At 36.8% G+C, this 15,666-nt stretch carries 15 protein-coding genes; 8 read left to right on the top strand and 7 right to left on the bottom strand.

Annotated features, from left to right (window positions below; genetic code table 11):
- Nucleotides 1–45: 45 nt before the first annotated feature.
- The 5 genes from ABLA85_RS14805 to ABLA85_RS14785 form a co-directional block, all read right to left on the bottom strand.
- Complete coding sequence (locus tag ABLA85_RS14805; protein ID WP_367965199.1) at nucleotides 46–1,029, bottom strand: sulfate ABC transporter substrate-binding protein; 984 nt, start codon at nucleotides 1,027–1,029, stop codon at nucleotides 46–48.
- A gap of 265 nt (nucleotides 1,030–1,294) precedes the next feature.
- On the bottom strand, nucleotides 1,295–2,272 hold the full coding sequence (gene pfkA / locus ABLA85_RS14800; protein ID WP_047682675.1) for a 6-phosphofructokinase: 978 nt from the start codon (nucleotides 2,270–2,272) through the stop codon (nucleotides 1,295–1,297).
- A 419-nt stretch (nucleotides 2,273–2,691) separates the two neighbouring features.
- Nucleotides 2,692–3,636, bottom strand: coding sequence for a phosphatidate cytidylyltransferase (locus ABLA85_RS14795; RefSeq protein WP_367965170.1), 945 nt, complete (start codon nucleotides 3,634–3,636; stop codon nucleotides 2,692–2,694).
- Nucleotides 3,633–4,274, bottom strand: coding sequence for a lysophospholipid acyltransferase family protein (locus ABLA85_RS14790; RefSeq protein WP_367965169.1), 642 nt, complete (start codon nucleotides 4,272–4,274; stop codon nucleotides 3,633–3,635). The genes ABLA85_RS14795 and ABLA85_RS14790 overlap by 4 nt, the downstream gene beginning before the upstream one ends.
- Nucleotides 4,275–4,636: 362 nt before the next feature.
- Nucleotides 4,637–5,122, bottom strand: coding sequence for a Spy/CpxP family protein refolding chaperone (locus ABLA85_RS14785; RefSeq protein WP_367965168.1), 486 nt, complete (start codon nucleotides 5,120–5,122; stop codon nucleotides 4,637–4,639).
- A gap of 153 nt (nucleotides 5,123–5,275) precedes the next feature.
- On the opposite strand from ABLA85_RS14785, the gene cpxR reads away from it, so the two are divergent.
- The 6 genes from cpxR to ABLA85_RS14755 all read left to right on the top strand — a co-directional run bounded on the left by cpxR (nucleotide 5,276) and on the right by ABLA85_RS14755 (nucleotide 11,801).
- Nucleotides 5,276–5,968, top strand: a complete 693-nt coding sequence (cpxR, locus tag ABLA85_RS14780) for an envelope stress response regulator transcription factor CpxR (protein ID WP_367965167.1) — start codon at nucleotides 5,276–5,278, stop codon at nucleotides 5,966–5,968.
- The gene (gene cpxA / locus ABLA85_RS14775; protein ID WP_367965166.1) at nucleotides 5,965–7,335 is read left to right on the top strand and encodes an envelope stress sensor histidine kinase CpxA; all 1,371 of its coding nucleotides are present in this window, start codon (nucleotides 5,965–5,967) and stop codon (nucleotides 7,333–7,335) included. The genes cpxR and cpxA overlap by 4 nt, the downstream gene beginning before the upstream one ends.
- Nucleotides 7,336–7,720: 385 nt before the next feature.
- Nucleotides 7,721–9,031, top strand: a complete 1,311-nt coding sequence (locus ABLA85_RS14770; RefSeq protein WP_367965165.1) for a nucleotide sugar dehydrogenase — start codon at nucleotides 7,721–7,723, stop codon at nucleotides 9,029–9,031.
- Between the two features lie 13 nt (nucleotides 9,032–9,044).
- A complete protein-coding gene (locus tag ABLA85_RS14765; RefSeq protein WP_367965164.1) occupies nucleotides 9,045–10,094 on the top strand; it encodes a Gfo/Idh/MocA family protein in 1,050 nt (349 codons plus the stop codon).
- A gap of 15 nt (nucleotides 10,095–10,109) precedes the next feature.
- Nucleotides 10,110–10,700, top strand: coding sequence for an acyltransferase (locus ABLA85_RS14760; protein ID WP_367965163.1), 591 nt, complete (start codon nucleotides 10,110–10,112; stop codon nucleotides 10,698–10,700).
- Between the two features lie 21 nt (nucleotides 10,701–10,721).
- Nucleotides 10,722–11,801, top strand: a complete 1,080-nt coding sequence (locus ABLA85_RS14755) for a DegT/DnrJ/EryC1/StrS family aminotransferase (protein ID WP_367965162.1) — start codon at nucleotides 10,722–10,724, stop codon at nucleotides 11,799–11,801.
- A gap of 307 nt (nucleotides 11,802–12,108) precedes the next feature.
- On the opposite strand, the gene ABLA85_RS14750 is transcribed toward ABLA85_RS14755, so the two are convergent.
- Complete coding sequence (locus ABLA85_RS14750; RefSeq protein ID WP_367965161.1) at nucleotides 12,109–12,255, bottom strand: hypothetical protein; 147 nt, start codon at nucleotides 12,253–12,255, stop codon at nucleotides 12,109–12,111.
- Between the two features lie 42 nt (nucleotides 12,256–12,297).
- The gene (locus ABLA85_RS14745) at nucleotides 12,298–12,555 is read right to left on the bottom strand and encodes a hypothetical protein (protein WP_367965160.1); all 258 of its coding nucleotides are present in this window, start codon (nucleotides 12,553–12,555) and stop codon (nucleotides 12,298–12,300) included.
- Between the two features lie 573 nt (nucleotides 12,556–13,128).
- Between ABLA85_RS14745 and ABLA85_RS14740 the strand changes: the two genes are divergently transcribed.
- Complete coding sequence (locus tag ABLA85_RS14740) at nucleotides 13,129–14,325, top strand: O-antigen polymerase (protein ID WP_367965159.1); 1,197 nt, start codon at nucleotides 13,129–13,131, stop codon at nucleotides 14,323–14,325.
- Entirely contained in the window at nucleotides 14,322–15,536 is a 1,215-nt protein-coding gene (locus tag ABLA85_RS14735; RefSeq protein ID WP_367965158.1) for a glycosyltransferase, read from the top strand. Before ABLA85_RS14740 ends, ABLA85_RS14735 begins: the two co-directional genes overlap by 4 nt.
- Nucleotides 15,537–15,666 lie beyond the last annotated feature (130 nt).

Raw genomic sequence — 15,666 nt, 5'->3', positions numbered from 1 at the left:
TCTGGTCGCGGTTATTTTTCTAATTCTTATTTCTTCTAGCCATTATTAGCGCCGAATAATCTCATCAAATATGCCACCAGTAGTAAAATGTTCCTTCTGTGCTTTTTTCCAGCCACCAAATACCTCATCAATTGTAAATAATTTCAACTCAGGGAAAATAGTACGGTATTTTTCTGCAATGGCTTTATCACGGGGTCGATAATAATTTTTTGCAGCAATTTCCTGCCCAATCGGGGAATAAAGGTATTTCAGATATTCAGTTGCCAATTCGCGTATACCTCGTTTATCAACGACTTTATCGACAACAGCCACTGTTGGCTCTGCCAGAATAGAAATGCTTGGCGTGATAATTTCGAATTTTCCTTCACCTTCCTTATCTAAAGCATTAATCGCCAGCAATGCTTCATTTTCCCATGCAATCAGTACATCGCCGATCCCGCGTTCAACAAAAGTATTGGTTGCTCCACGAGCACCAGAATCCAATACTTCAACATTTTTATACAGCGCCTTTACAAATGCTTTTGCCTTAGCTTGATCCTGATTGTTGTGCACCAAACTATATCCCCAGGCAGCCAGATAGTTCCAACGTGCACCACCGGATGTTTTGGGATTTGGTGTGACAACAGAAACATCAGGACGGATCAAATCTGACCAATCTTTAATCTGTTTGGGGTTCCCCTTTCTCACCAAAAAAACAATCGTTGATGTGTAAGGCGCGGAATTATCCGGTAAACGCTGGAGCCAGTTTTTAGCGATACTGCCACGTTCTGCAATCGCATCCACATCATATGCCAACGCCAATGTCACGACATCGGCTTGAAGGCCATTGATCACTGAAGTTGCCTGCTTGCCTGAACCACCATGCGATTGCCGGATCGTTACCCGTTCTCCGGTTTTCTGCTGCCAATATTGACTGAATGCCTGATTATATTGCTGATACAACTCACGCGTCGGATCATAAGAAACATTCAAGAGTTGCACATCTTTCGCCCATACTTTTCCCCCTGTCAACATGACCAGCAATAACATTATCAGAGCAGAAAACCTTGTCGTGCTCCCGTTCATTATCTTCCATTGCGTAACCTCCCATTGCGTAACCATCGTAAAATGCTCTCCTAAATTATTTATGATTTTCTCCATAAAAACTGACAGAAAGCGTTCTGACGCAGAAATAATTTAAAATTTCCACTTATTCACAACAGGAATATGACGAACAAAAAAGAACAGCCATATAAACATCATATGGCTGTATCTGGAGAATGAACTTATTAATAGGGAAGAGGAGTCGCCGGAATCAGTAGAGTTTTTTCGCTGTTTCCAACCAATCTTTCTTAAAGAGACGCTGCATATTTTGCACCGCATCAATAATGTCATGATGGATAAGTTTCTCATTCTGGATACCAACGCAGCGGCCACCATGACCTTCCAGTAGCAACTGGACAGAATAAGCCCCCATGCGGGATGCCAGAATGCGGTCATAAGCCACCGGCGCACCGCCACGCTGAATATGGCCTAATACCGTTGCACGAGTTTCATGGCGTGTTTCTGTTTCAATATATTTTGCCAACTCATCTACATCACAAACATGTTCAGTAATAGCGACAATGGCATGACGCTTACCTTTCTGGATACCAGCTTTAATTTCTGCTAACAGTTCTTCACGATCAAAAGGAATTTCACGTTCAGGCAGGACAATAAACTCACATCCACCGGCAATCGCTGCGGATAGTGTTAGATCACCACAATAACGTCCCATTACCTCAACAATAGAGATACGTTTGTGGGAAGTTGAAGTATCGCGCAGACGGTCAATCGCTTCAACAACCGTCTCCAGTGCCGTAAAATAGCCGATTGTATAATCGGTTCCCGCCACATCGTTGTCGATCGTACCGGGCAGACCGATACATGGGAAACCTGCCTCAGTCAGCTTTTTCGCTCCCAGATAAGAGCCATCACCACCGATAACCACCAGCGCATCAATTTCACTTTTGCGCATGTTTTCAATAGCAATTTCCCGCACCTTATCATCTCTAAACTCAGGAAAACGCGCTGACCCTAAAAATGTTCCGCCACGATTAATCATATCGGAAACGCTAAAGCGATCGAGCTTCTTCATCCTGTTTTCATACAACCCCAGATAGCCATCATAAATACCATAAACTTCTAACCCTTCGGTTAAAGCGGCACGAACAACTCCACGAATAGCGGCGTTCATACCCGGCGCATCTCCGCCACTCGTTAAGACTCCGATTCTTTTAATCTTGTTGATCATGATGACCTCTGACTTATAGATGTAATATTTGCCAATCTGCTGACAGCCTTCTCTGACAGGAAGATTTACAGCAGATTTTGCCAAACCTGATTGTCACTTCATTAGCTGAATTGATTCAACAGTGCCCATGATACGGAAAAATACTCAGTCTGCATTAATATTTTGTTTACTTTTTGACGATTTTTTGATTATGAATAAATTCTCCCATCAATCCCAACAATTTTTACGTGCCACTGGCACAATAGGCAAGGATCTTGGTAAATAAATAATATCGGCACTGAAACACTTATTACGCAAAAATTTTTTCAATCAACAATACACAACCCAGTACTGTCACAGCCAATGCAGCAATACTGGACCATCAATCAAAATTTATATTTATCAGCGACAGCCCTTAGGATTATTCAGGATGGTCTATTTCAGGTATAAAAATAGCGTGTTAGATGGAAAAAGATAGGAGCAGAGAAACAAAGAGAATCGATTCTATCCAGCATGCCGCCGTGACCTTCAATAATTTCACCAAAGTCTTTCACTCCGCTGTCACGCTTGATTGCAGACATACATAACCCGCCGATAAACCCCATCAGTGTAATAGCCAATGATATCAGTCCGGCTTCCCACGGAGAAAATGGTGTCACCCAATACAGTGACATCCCTAGCAATACCGAAGCCAAGATGCCGCCAATAAACCCTTCAACTGTTTTTTTGGGGCTTAATTTAGGCACAATGGGACGCTTACCAAATAATTTCCCGAACACATACTGCCAAACATCAGACATCTGCACCACAATCATCAGGAACAACAATAACTCAATATTTTGACCTTCATACCCAGGAATATCCAACATCAACAAAGCGGGCGCATGGCTAAGGGCAAATACAGTTACCAACATACCCCACTGAATTTTTGCGGTGCGTTCCAGAAAACGAGTAGTATCACCAACCAAAGCAATGCGGGCAGGTAAAAACAAAAATACGTAAACAGGAATAAATATCGAAAACAACTCATACCATTGCATGCCCACCAAAACATACTGCACAGGTATAAAACAGAAGAAGCACCAGAATAAAGCCTCATGGTCACCACGGCGAGTCGGAGTTAAAGTGATAAATTCGCGCAGGGCAAAAAAAGACATAACAGCAAATAATATAACTGACCCGACAGGCCCAACAACCACAGCCAGGACACAGACGATACACATCATCCACCAGCCCCGAATGCGGGCATTCAGGTTATCGATACTCGCATTACGCTTTTCTCCCGCATAACGGAATGACAAAACCCCACCAATCACGCTAGCAATAATTAATGCACCAAATATGCCGCCAAACAACAATATCAAATTATGGCCTACTCCCATCATAACACTAACTCCTCCAATGCAGCCTGGGCACGTTGCAAGAATGCGGCTTTACTTTCATTCTCAGTCAATTTATCCAATGGCTGACCAAATCTGGCCGAACAAATCATTGGCACCAGCAATATCTTTCCCTTTGGTAAAACGCGATTTAAATTTTCCAGATAAACCGGAATGAGTTCAGCATCAGGATACTTACGAGCCAAATAATACAGGCCACTTTTGAATGGATTGATTTGTTCACCATCTCCGCGAGTCCCTTCTGGAAAGAAAATTAAAGATTCTTTTCGCTCCAGAATCCCCGTCAACGGCGCAAGAACTTCTTCTTTGTGAGTATGCTCACCCTGACGTTCGATTAAAACCGCACAAAATATCTTATGCATCAGATAACGACGTAGACGGGTTTTATCCCAATAATCACGGGCCGCAACGGGATGAACCAGATGACGCAATGCAGAAGGGAGCCCGGACCAAATTACTAATCCGTCAAGGTGGCTGGTGTGATTAGCATAATAAATACGACTTTTAGTCGAAGGCTGACAACCTATCCATCGCACCCGCACACCAGTCAAGATACGACATAGGCCCGATAACATCGCCCCCATGCATTTTGACAGGAAGCTAATTTTATGAGTTTTTTTCATACAGGGTATCCCTATCCCTATTTATTTTTATATAGAGTAACAGTGGTAAGATTTGTTTAATTAATGGCTTGCAAGAAGGTAAGATAATCAAGATTGTTTGAGATAACAACAGGCCTATGGCCTATTCAGATATGACAAGGCTTCAGATAGCCTATACATGATGTGTAAACAGCTAATAAATTCAATTAAATCCAGTAATCCGCAAGCTATTTCTCATAAATTATCAGTAGGAAAACAACTTATGATATACCCTATGTGAAGACAAAAAAAAAGCCCCTCAAGGGGGCTGAAAGACAGGGATGGTGTCTATGGCAAGGAAAATTGTTATTGATGTTACTTCACGTCATATAGGTATAGCAGAATCAGTTCAATTCCCGAATAATTCGCGCCTTATAACACTTTCGGAGCTGTTGTTCTTGCTCCGATGTCAGCAATTGATACATTTGATGACGAATACGCGCTATCTCTACACTGAGATCAATATTCTGCTTTGCTACTTTTTCAAGCTGAGATCTTACCGCAGCTTCATCAAAATTCTTTGCAGTCAGAAGATCATACATCTTCCAACGTTCTGCCTGTATATCCGCCCTAACTTGCTCATGCAGATGCCGTTTTTTCACCAAATCCCACATCTGCTGTCGTTGTTGTTCAGTTAATGTAATTCCCCCAAAGACACAACTATAGTTATAGTTACGTTGGTAATAACCAGAATCACCCTTATCGTATGGCAGACAAAACAGTGAGGAATCAGCCTCGGAGACATTATACGCATCAGCAATTTCAGCTAAGGCCATTGCCGTTCCAAACACAGACATTGACGCTAAAGCTAATGTTGCTATTTTACGCATTTAATAATCCCTCGCTTTATCGAATAGCACTATTCGATTCAGTGCAGGTAATATAGCCTTATGGCTGCAAACTAGCGTCAGAGCATGTAAAAGTACGTAAAGTCATGGAATAGCAAAATTTGTTATCGTATTTTGCTCTTGGAGGAAGAATGAATGCATAAGATATTATTAGTTGATGATGACCGCGAACTAACATCTTTATTAAAAGAATTACTAGAAATGGAAGGATTCAGTGTAGTGATCGCCCATGATGGTGAGCAGGCATTACAATTTATCGATTCTTCGATTGACTTGTTACTACTGGATATCATGATGCCACGTAAAAACGGCATCGAGACATTGAAGGAGCTACGTCAATACCACCAAACTCCCGTTATTATGTTAACGGCTCGAGGAAGCGATTTAGACCGCGTTCTGGGGCTAGAATTGGGGGCAGATGATTACTTACCTAAGCCTTTTAACGATCGTGAACTGGTAGCCCGTATACGTGCGATTTTACGTCGTTCCAACTGGAACGAACAACAAGCTGATAACGGTACACCTGTGCTCGAAGTCGATAAACTGCAACTCAACCCAGGGCGCCAGGAAGCCAGCTTTGATGGCAATATTCTGGATTTAACTGGAACAGAATTCACACTTCTCTACTTATTGGCTCAACATTTAGGGCAAGTGGTTTCCCGTGAACATTTAAGTCAAGAAGTATTAGGAAAACGACTAACACCTTTTGACAGAGCCATAGACATGCATATTTCTAACCTTCGTCGTAAATTACCCAACCGGACTGATGCATTACCTTGGTTTAAAACGTTACGTGGACGCGGATATTTAATGGTTTCAGCGAAATGATCAATAGCCTAACAGCCCGCATATTTGCCATTTTCTGGCTAACGCTGGCGCTCGTTTTGATGGTCGCGCTAATGGCGCCCAAACTGGATTCAAGGCAATTAACCCCACTATTAGACAGTGAATATCAGCAAGGCAACCAGATAGCCAAACATATTGGAGAAGAATTAACTCGTTATCCACCCAATGATCTATTCTGGTGGCTCAGGCTAGATCGTGCCATTGCCCAATGGACACCACCAGATCAATTCTTATATCTTGCTACTACTGAAGGGCGTGTCGTTGGCCATGAGAAAAATTTTATGCAGGTTGTTCGCAATTTCCTCGGCCAATCTGACAATACAGACCATCCTAAAAAGAAAAAATATGGTCGCATAGAAATACTTGGGCCATTTTCAATACGTGATGGTGGAGATTACTATCATCTCTACCAGCTTCGCCCGGCAGGCAGCCCACAATCAGATTTTATTAATTTGATGTTTGATCGCCCTTTCCTGCTGCCTGCGGCAACCATGTTAATAAGTGCACCACTACTCCTATGGCTGGCATGGAGTTTAGCAAAACCTGCCCGTAAATTAAAAAACGCGGCAGATGAAGTGGCAAAAGGTAACCTAAGACAACATCCCGAACTGGAATCAGGCCCACAAGAATTTTTGGCTGCGGGCAGCAGCTTCAACCAGATGATCAGTGCATTAGAAAGAATGGTAACTGCCCAACAACGGCTGATATCCGATATTTCGCACGAATTACGCACTCCCCTTACCCGTTTACAACTTGCGACAGCATTACTACGCCGCCGTCATGGAGAAAGTAAAGAACTGGAACGCATTGAAACAGAAACTCAGCGTCTGGATGGCATGATTAATGACCTATTAATACTTTCCCGCAACCAGCATAAAAATGAACTACTGCGTGAAAATGTCAAAGCCAGCGAGATATGGAATGACATATTGGAGAATGCCAAATTTGAAGTCGAGCAGATGAACAAAACGCTGGATATCGTTTCTCCCCCTGGTTCATGGACTATTTACTGCAACCCAGCAGTACTTGGTAGTGCACTAGAAAACATCGTCCGTAACGCCCTTCGCTATTCCAGCAGCCATATCGCTGTTGCATTTAAAGCTGATAATCATGGCGTAACGATTACAGTTGATGATGATGGCCCCGGAGTCAGCCCTGAAGACCGTGAACATATCTTCCGACCATTTTACCGGACAGATGAAGCGAGGGATAGAGAATCAGGCGGAACTGGGTTGGGGTTAGCGATAGTACAAACTGCGGTAGAACAGCATCGAGGTTGGGTTAAAGCAGAAGATAGCTCTTTAGGGGGGCTACGGTTGGTGATTTGGCTGCCGTTGCATGGGCGGTAGGTAGATGGCGCCCTGACCGAAATTTAGTTAATAACAGTATGTAATAATTTAAAAAAAAAGACTATTATGCTTGACCTTGAGGCATTGAGAGTCTACTCTCGTCGCGGATTAATGTAAATTACTCATATAGTTATTTACATTTATAGAAAAACATTTTTATATCAAACAGATAACCAATCCACGATTAGTGATAGGCACTCTGGGAGCCGTAACCTAGTGCGGTAGCTTTATACTCAATTAACATAAGGTTCAGAGTGTGCCTCCATGATTATCCCCCTGTCTTGTTGATTAATATTCACACAATCTAAATCTAAAAAAATTCTTCTTATTAATATAAGAACATTTTTCTAGATTATTTTTGTACAGTATATTGAAGGCCTATAACATGTCATTTCTGAATCAATTAATTCACAAATTTAATAATAAAAATGCAAATATAGCTATTGTTGGATTAGGGTATGTTGGATTACCTTTAATGCTACGGTACAATGATATTGGTTTTAAAGTTATTGGTTTTGACATAGATAAAGACAAAACAAATAAACTAAATCAGGGGTTAAGCTATATTGAGCATATTTCTTCTTTTAAAATTCAAAACGCTATCGAAACAGGCTTCGAAGCAACAACAGATTTTTCAAGAATTTCAGAATGTGATGCCATTATACTCTGTGTCCCAACGCCATTAAATAAGTACAGAGAACCAGATATGAGTTTCGTCATAAATACGACAGATATGGTGAAACCATTCTTGAGACAAGGCCAGGTGCTTTCTCTAGAAAGTACAACTTATCCAGGTACAACAGAGGAAGAATTATTACCAAGAGTGGAAGAAAATGGTTTAAAAGTTGGTAAAGATGTATTCCTTGTTTATTCACCAGAACGCGAAGATCCAGGTAATCCTGATTTCGAAACCAGAACAATTCCAAAAGTCATTGGTGGACATACAGAAAACTGCCTAAAAGCAGGCATTGCTGTTTATCAACCCGCTATTGATAAAATTGTTCCGGTTAGTTCTACAAAAGCAGCAGAAATGACTAAGCTACTAGAGAATATACATAGAGCCGTTAATATAGGCCTCGTCAATGAGATGAAGCTAGTTGCAGATAAAATGGGCATTGATATACATGAAGTTATTAGAGCTGCTGCAACAAAACCATTTGGCTTTGTACCTTATTATCCAGGCCCTGGGTTAGGCGGTCATTGCATACCTATCGATCCTTTCTATTTGACATGGAAAGCCAGAGAGTACGGTATTAATACTCGTTTTATTGAGCTTTCCGGTGAAGTTAATTCATCAATGCCAGATTACGTTGTTACCAAAACAGTCTTAGCATTGAATAAGGCCAATAAATCCATAAAAGGAAGCCGTGTTCTTGTATTAGGAATTGCATATAAGAAAAATGTTGATGACATGAGGGAAAGCCCATCAGTCCATATAATGGAAAAACTAAGGGAATTAGGTGCATTAGTAGAATATTCAGATCCTCATGTTCCCTTCTTTCCCAAAATGCGCGAACATCATTTCGATCTAACAAGTCAATCAATAACTTCCCATGATCTAAAAGAATTCGATTGTATAATTTTAGCTACAGACCATGATAAATTTGACTATGAATTAATAATTAACAATGCAAAATTAATAGTTGATACCCGTGGAAAATACTCACCTAACCATAATAATGTAATAAAAGCTTAATTTGGAATTAAATATGATTGGTGTTATTAAAGATAGAAAAATAAAATTTGCACTGGTTGGATGTGGAAGAATTTCTAAAAATCATTTTGACTCTTTAAATGTACATACAGATAATGCCGAATTAGTCGCTATTTGTGATACAGACACCTCTGCTCTTGATACTGCTGTAGAGAAAACTGGAGTTCAGGGATTTAATAATTTACATAATATGTTAGATAATATTTCAGCTGATATTATTATCTTAACTACACCTTCAGGATTACACCCTGAACAAGCCATTACTTGCCTAGAAAAAGGTTTCCATGTAATTACTGAAAAACCCATGGCAACTCGTCTTTGTGACGGAGAAAAAATGGTCAAAGCTGCGGATAAAGCTGGCAAGCACTTGTTCGTGGTCAAACAAAATCGCTTAAATGCAACTCTACAATTACTAAAACGCGCAGTAGAAGAAAAACGTTTTGGTCAAATCAACATGGTACATCTCAATGTATTTTGGACTCGTCCTCAAGATTACTATGATCAAGCGGCATGGCGTGGTACATGGGAATTTGATGGTGGCGCATTTATGAATCAGGCCAGTCATTATGTTGATTTATTGGAGTGGCTGATTGGCCCAGTTAAAGATATTCAAGCAATGATGTCTACACACTTAGATATTGAAGCCGAAGATACGGGTGTACTAAATATTAGATGGAGAAACGGTGCATTAGGCTCAATGGCTGTGACTATGTGTACTTATCCTAAAAATTTAGAAGGCTCTATCACTATATTAGGAGAAAAAGGAAGTGTTAGAGTTGGAGGTTTAGCTGTTAACGAAATCCAGGAATGGAATTTTGCTGACGAAAAAGATTATGACCAGCAAGTAAAAAATGCTAATTATGAAACAACATCAGTATACGGCTTTGGACACCCTCTCTACTATAAAAATGTTATCGATGTTATGAGAGGAGAATCAACACCAATGACCGATGGACGAGAAGGATTAAAATCTCTTGAATTATTAATCGCTGCTTATCTCTCTGCCAGAGATAACAAAACAGTATCATTGCCTCTAGTGTACTAATTAAGACAAGTTACTATGTCAAATATAGAAAAAGTCATGATCCATTCAAGTGCAATTGTTGATGATGGTGCCAAAATTGGCAAAAACAGCCGTATTTGGCATTTTACACATGTTTGTTCTGGAGCTGAAATTGGAGATGGTTGCTCTTTGGGACAAAATGTATTCGTCGGCAACAAAGTAATTATTGGTAACCACTGCAAAATACAAAACAATGTCTCCATCTATGATAATGTTTATTTAGAAGATGGTGTTTTTTGTGGTCCAAGTATGGTTTTTACTAATGTCTATAATCCCCGTTCTTTCATTGAAAGAAAAAATGAATATAAAAATACCTTAGTAAAAAAAGGAGCAACATTAGGCGCTAACTGTACAATAGTTTGTGGAACAACAATTGGTTCCTATGCTTTTATCGGTGCAGGAGCTGTTGTTAACAAAACTGTTCCTGATTATGCTCTTATGGTTGGTGTGCCTGCAAAACAAATAGGTTGGATGAGTGAATACGGTGAACGGCTAGATCTACCACTACATGGGAAAGCGATCGCAACTTGCCCTCATACAGGACATATCTATCAATTAGATAATGATCGTGTCACAAAAATTAAATAATTTATTACGGAAAAAATAGAAATGCAATTCACTGATCTAGCAGCTCAGCAACTTAAAATTAAAGATAAAATCGATGAAAATATACAAAAAGTATTAGCTCATGGAAAATACATTCTAGGGCCGGAGGTTTCAGAACTGGAAGAAAAACTCGTTGAATATACGGGTGCGAAATATTGTATCACATGTGCAAACGGAACCGATGCTTTACAAATAGCCTTAATGGCTATTGGTATCAAACCCGGTGATGAAGTCATCACTCCAGGGTTTACTTATATTGCAACTGCTGAAACAGTAGCTCTATTAGGTGGTATTCCCGTTTATGTTGATGTAAAACCAACAAGTTATAATTTAGATCCTGCACTTTTAGAAGCCACAATAACTCCTAAGACCAAAGCAATTATTCCTGTTTCTTTATATGGTCAATGTGCTGATTTTGATGAAATAAATGCAATAGCAGAAAAATATAATATCCCAGTTATAGAAGATGCAGCTCAGAGTTTTGGTGCCACATATAAAGGAAAACACTCTTGTAACTTAACAACTATTTCATGCACAAGCTTCTTCCCAAGTAAACCATTAGGTTGTTACGGTGATGGTGGAGCTATATTCACAAATGACGAAGAATTAGCAAAAATCATCCGTCAAATTGCCCGTCATGGACAAGACAGAAGATATCATCATATAAGAATAGGTGTTAATAGCCGATTGGACACATTACAAGCTGCTATTCTATTACCAAAACTTGAAATATTTGATGAAGAAATGAAACTGCGTCAAATTGTTGCTAAAAACTATGATAAAGCTTTAAACGAAATTGGGATTATAACAATTCCATACATAGAACCACATAATATATCAGCCTATGCTCAATATACTATTCGTATTAAAAATCGGGATGAATTGCAGGCAAAATTAAAAGGAAAGGGTATCCCTACTGCTATCCATTACCCTCTACCTTTGAATAAACAACCGGCAGTTGCTAGTAATGTAATTCTTCCTGTTGGAGATCAAATTGCACAAGAAGTTATTAGTTTACCTATGCACCCTTATTTATCCCTTACAGAAATTCTTATGATCGGAAAAAATATAAAAAGGGTATGATTAAAAAAATATCATCATCAATAGCAATACAGTCTTTAGGAACTATATCATTATTACTCACAACTTTATTTATAACAAGAGAATATGGAATTCAGACACAAGGTCGATTTGCGATCATTAAATCTTGGGTTGATTTACTTGTAGTCATATTTTGCTTTGGCTTACCTCAAAGTTTTATTTATGGCATTAATGTATTAAGGATTAACCCTTATAAACTTAAAACATTCAGTATTTATTATCCTTTTTTAGTTTTTCCATTTGTATTCCTCACAACATATTTATGGCTCAATAACTCAAGCCAGTTATGTTATTTACATTCATCAATATTTTTAAGCGCAGGAATTTGTTTTCTCATAGGCCATAGTCTTATAAGAGGAATTTTTCTTACTATTAACGATAATAAATTATTTTCATTAATAACAGCAGCACCTTCAATTTTATTATTTTCCACCATATATATTTTATACAAAATTAATTTTTTCTCTTTTCACATTTCTTATTTATCAGCGGGGTTACTATCATTTATATTAATAATAATTCTAGTAAAAAAAATAAATATAAAATCAAAGGACACTGTTCCATGGAAAACACTTCTAAAGAATGGTAACAATGTTTTGTTGCAAAGTATTTCGTCTGGACTAATTCCTGTAACTACATACTGGTTAATGAATAAATATGGAATGAATAATAAAGCTATAGGTGGATTTAATTTATCTGCGTACTCATACCAAATATTTTCTCTGCCATTTTCCATGATTGCTCCTATTTTTGTTAATCAATGGTCAAAGCAAAAAGATATCAGTATAGTAATAGTTAATATAAGAAAATTATTAAAATTATCTCTCTGTATACTATTAATCAGTATTCTTACAGCTATATTTTTATTACCTACAATAATAGAAAAAATATTAGGTGAAAATCTTCTATTCATAATACAAAGCTCACGAATACTTCTTTTCTCCGCCACTCCATTATTTATAAACACTATATTAACTGGATTATTAATATCAAAAGGTTTTTTTTCTTATAATATGAAATGCTATATGTTAAAAGCATTTTTTGTAATTATTACTCTTATCATTCTTTTTGAGTTTAAGTCAGTATCACTACAATCAGTATCCTTTAGTTGGGTATTAGGTGATCTAATATTAATGTTTATATTGTATTATAAATCAATTAGAATATTTAGGAGTAAAACTCAGTGATACTAACTAGCTATATCTTTTTTGTCATATCAACAATATTAATATTTATAATAGATAAATTAGCAATTAAAAGAGTATGGTTTGATCCTTTATACGTTTTCCTTATCATGGTATTCATATATGTGAGTCCATTAAATATAAGATATATTTTAAATTTGCCAATTTCTGGTAATGTCACATACATGTTCTATGATATAGAAGATATATTTCCTTACTCGGTAATGTTGACAACTATCTCTTTATGGGTTTTCTATTTTTTTTACAGAATATCTAAGCCTATTTTTATAACAAAAAAATTAATAAAATTAGGAATGAGGTTAGATTCCTTAAACCTACCACTAAATATAGCAGGAAAAATATTAGTAATACTGGGATTTGTTATCTTTCTCATTATATCAGATAATATTGGTGGTATCAGTTCAATTTTATTAAAAGGGTATGGTGTTACTAAGATTTTTGCTAGTAATCCAACCTTAGAAATTTCACTATATATAGCATATGTGGGAAGTTTTCTATTATTATCTTCTGGAAGAAAAAAATCTTCAATAATAATACTACTGAGTATAATTACTATAAATATTATTTTAGGCAGACGCTCTCAAATCATTATCCTAGGAATGACTTACGCAATATTTTACTTTATAAAATTTAAATTTATTTCATTTAAGAAGATACTGCCATTTATATTAATTTCATTTGTCTTATTAAACATACTAGGGCATATCCGAAATTCTAATTATAAAAGTTATCAGGATTTATATGAGAGCTTCAGTATTAGCTTAAAACAAGCTAACCATGATTCATCATCAATGTATTACACCTTAACAGAAGGTCAATTCGTTGTTCCTTTTGAAACACTACCAGTTTTAATGAATAAACTAGAACCTAGTGATTATTATTATGGCAGTTCTCTTCTTGGTGTCATCATTCAGTGGATCCCTCGATTTATTTTTCCATCAAAAGATTATGGCTTATCAAATTGGTACTATCGAACTTTTTATGATAAGTATGCATCACCTAATATAGGCAGACAATTTTTCTTTCTTTCAGAGGGATTTGTTAACTTTGGTATTATAGGTATTTTTATTTGGGCCGGACTTTGGGGATTCTTTTGGAAAAATATATCTTATTTAATAAAATACCCACCATCAACCCTAACTAGTTTCATCTTCTCTATATATGTATCATCAATGATTCTATTATTATCTGGAGATTCAATTTCACTTTTTGTAGCTACACCAAAATCATCAATTATTTGGTTATTTTTAGGCTACATTATTGCCATAGTGATAAAACATATAAAAAAAGGATTATCATGAAATCTATTTTATTTATCACATCTTCCTACCCTTTTGGAAATGGAGAAAGCTTCATTACATCAGAAATAGAGGATTTATCCGATAATTATAAAGTTCACGTTATTCCAACTTATCCACGAGGTCACTTAAAAAACGAACAAGAGAAAAAAATTAATGAAAACATATATTACCTTCATTCACCATTATTAACTATAAAATATCTTTTCTCTAGCCTTTTATTCTCAATAAAATATCCTGTTATTTTATTGAATCTATTAAAATTATGCCTTGTAAAAAATTACAAACACAGCATCAGGAACCTTGCACTTATTCCAAAATCAATATTTCTCTACAATAAAATAAAAGAAACTAATCCATGTTTTATTTATGCACACTGGATATCAGCTCCTGCTCAATTAGCTATGATGTTAAGTTTTTTATCAAGGGTCCCATATGGAATTACAGGTCATAGATGGGATATTGTTGACAATAACAATTTTATACAGAAATTTGAAAATGCAGCATTTATTAGATTTATTTCAAAAAAATCACAACAACTACTTCATTCCAATATATTAAAAAAACACCATTTTAAGATTAAAACTATCTATATAGGAGTTGATATAGATAGTAACAATAATATTAATTCCTCCTTCACTGAACCATATACAAGAGGAGTTTGTATAGCCAGCCTAATTCCAGTGAAAGGACATCATTATTTATTCAATGCTATATCCTTATTAAAGAAAAGAAATAATATTGTTCACATCGATATAATTGGTGATGGTGAGTTGAAAGAATCTTTATTAAAACTAGTTAAAGGTTTAGATATTGAACAACAAATACACTTTAAAGGACAACTAACTCATGACTATGTGCAAAAGTTACTAGGTAGTAATATATATCAATTTTGTTGTTTACCTAGTCTGGATTTAGGAAATGGATTACATGAAGGGATACCTGTATCATTAATGGAATCAATGAGCAGAGGAATTGCGTGTATATCAACAAACACCGGGTCAATTAATGAGCTAATCAATGATAACTATAATGGTATTTTAGTTAACCCTGCAGATAGTGAAGCATTAGCTAATGGGATTATAGCACTAATACAGAATATAGACTTAAGAAAGAAAATTAGTGATAACAGCATTAAAACAATTAATTGTTTATTTAATCGTAAAAGAAACAATAAAAAGATATTAAATCTTATAAACAAGCATAGATTGTAATTTTTCTTGGATTCGCATGAGTAAGTGCAATTTCTGAAAAAGGCGGTCAATTGCTATAGTAAGCATCTTTCTCGCCAAAGGAAATCTAAGGTCACCCTCCTTTTTGCAATACTAGGCTGTGTCCCTTAAT

This window comes from Xenorhabdus sp. SGI246 (assembly GCF_040838225.1).
In the GTDB taxonomy this organism is placed as follows: Bacteria; Pseudomonadota; Gammaproteobacteria; order Enterobacterales; family Enterobacteriaceae; genus Xenorhabdus; species Xenorhabdus indica.
Note: the sequence above shows the minus strand (reverse complement) of the source record. Positions and strands in the feature narration are given on the sequence as shown.

Coding starts and splice junctions, on each gene's coding strand:
- ABLA85_RS14745 (WP_367965160.1), bottom strand. CDS start 12,555: ATGGAAAATGGCAGAGAAAATATTTGGTATGAGTACGCAGATAAATTA.
- ABLA85_RS14755 (WP_367965162.1), top strand. CDS start 10,722: ATGCAATTCACTGATCTAGCAGCTCAGCAACTTAAAATTAAAGATAAA.
- ABLA85_RS14785 (WP_367965168.1), bottom strand. CDS start 5,122: ATGCGTAAAATAGCAACATTAGCTTTAGCGTCAATGTCTGTGTTTGGA.
- cpxA (WP_367965166.1), top strand. CDS start 5,965: ATGATCAATAGCCTAACAGCCCGCATATTTGCCATTTTCTGGCTAACG.
- ABLA85_RS14760 (WP_367965163.1), top strand. CDS start 10,110: ATGTCAAATATAGAAAAAGTCATGATCCATTCAAGTGCAATTGTTGAT.
- ABLA85_RS14735 (WP_367965158.1), top strand. CDS start 14,322: ATGAAATCTATTTTATTTATCACATCTTCCTACCCTTTTGGAAATGGA.
- ABLA85_RS14770 (WP_367965165.1), top strand. CDS start 7,721: ATGTCATTTCTGAATCAATTAATTCACAAATTTAATAATAAAAATGCA.
- pfkA (WP_047682675.1), bottom strand. CDS start 2,272: ATGATCAACAAGATTAAAAGAATCGGAGTCTTAACGAGTGGCGGAGAT.
- cpxR (WP_367965167.1), top strand. CDS start 5,276: ATGCATAAGATATTATTAGTTGATGATGACCGCGAACTAACATCTTTA.
- ABLA85_RS14805 (WP_367965199.1), bottom strand. CDS start 1,029: ATGTTATTGCTGGTCATGTTGACAGGGGGAAAAGTATGGGCGAAAGAT.
- ABLA85_RS14795 (WP_367965170.1), bottom strand. CDS start 3,636: ATGATGGGAGTAGGCCATAATTTGATATTGTTGTTTGGCGGCATATTT.
- ABLA85_RS14750 (WP_367965161.1), bottom strand. CDS start 12,255: ATGGTGGAAAATAATAAAATTGAAGGTGCTGCTGTTATTAATGAAAAT.
- ABLA85_RS14790 (WP_367965169.1), bottom strand. CDS start 4,274: ATGAAAAAAACTCATAAAATTAGCTTCCTGTCAAAATGCATGGGGGCG.
- ABLA85_RS14765 (WP_367965164.1), top strand. CDS start 9,045: ATGATTGGTGTTATTAAAGATAGAAAAATAAAATTTGCACTGGTTGGA.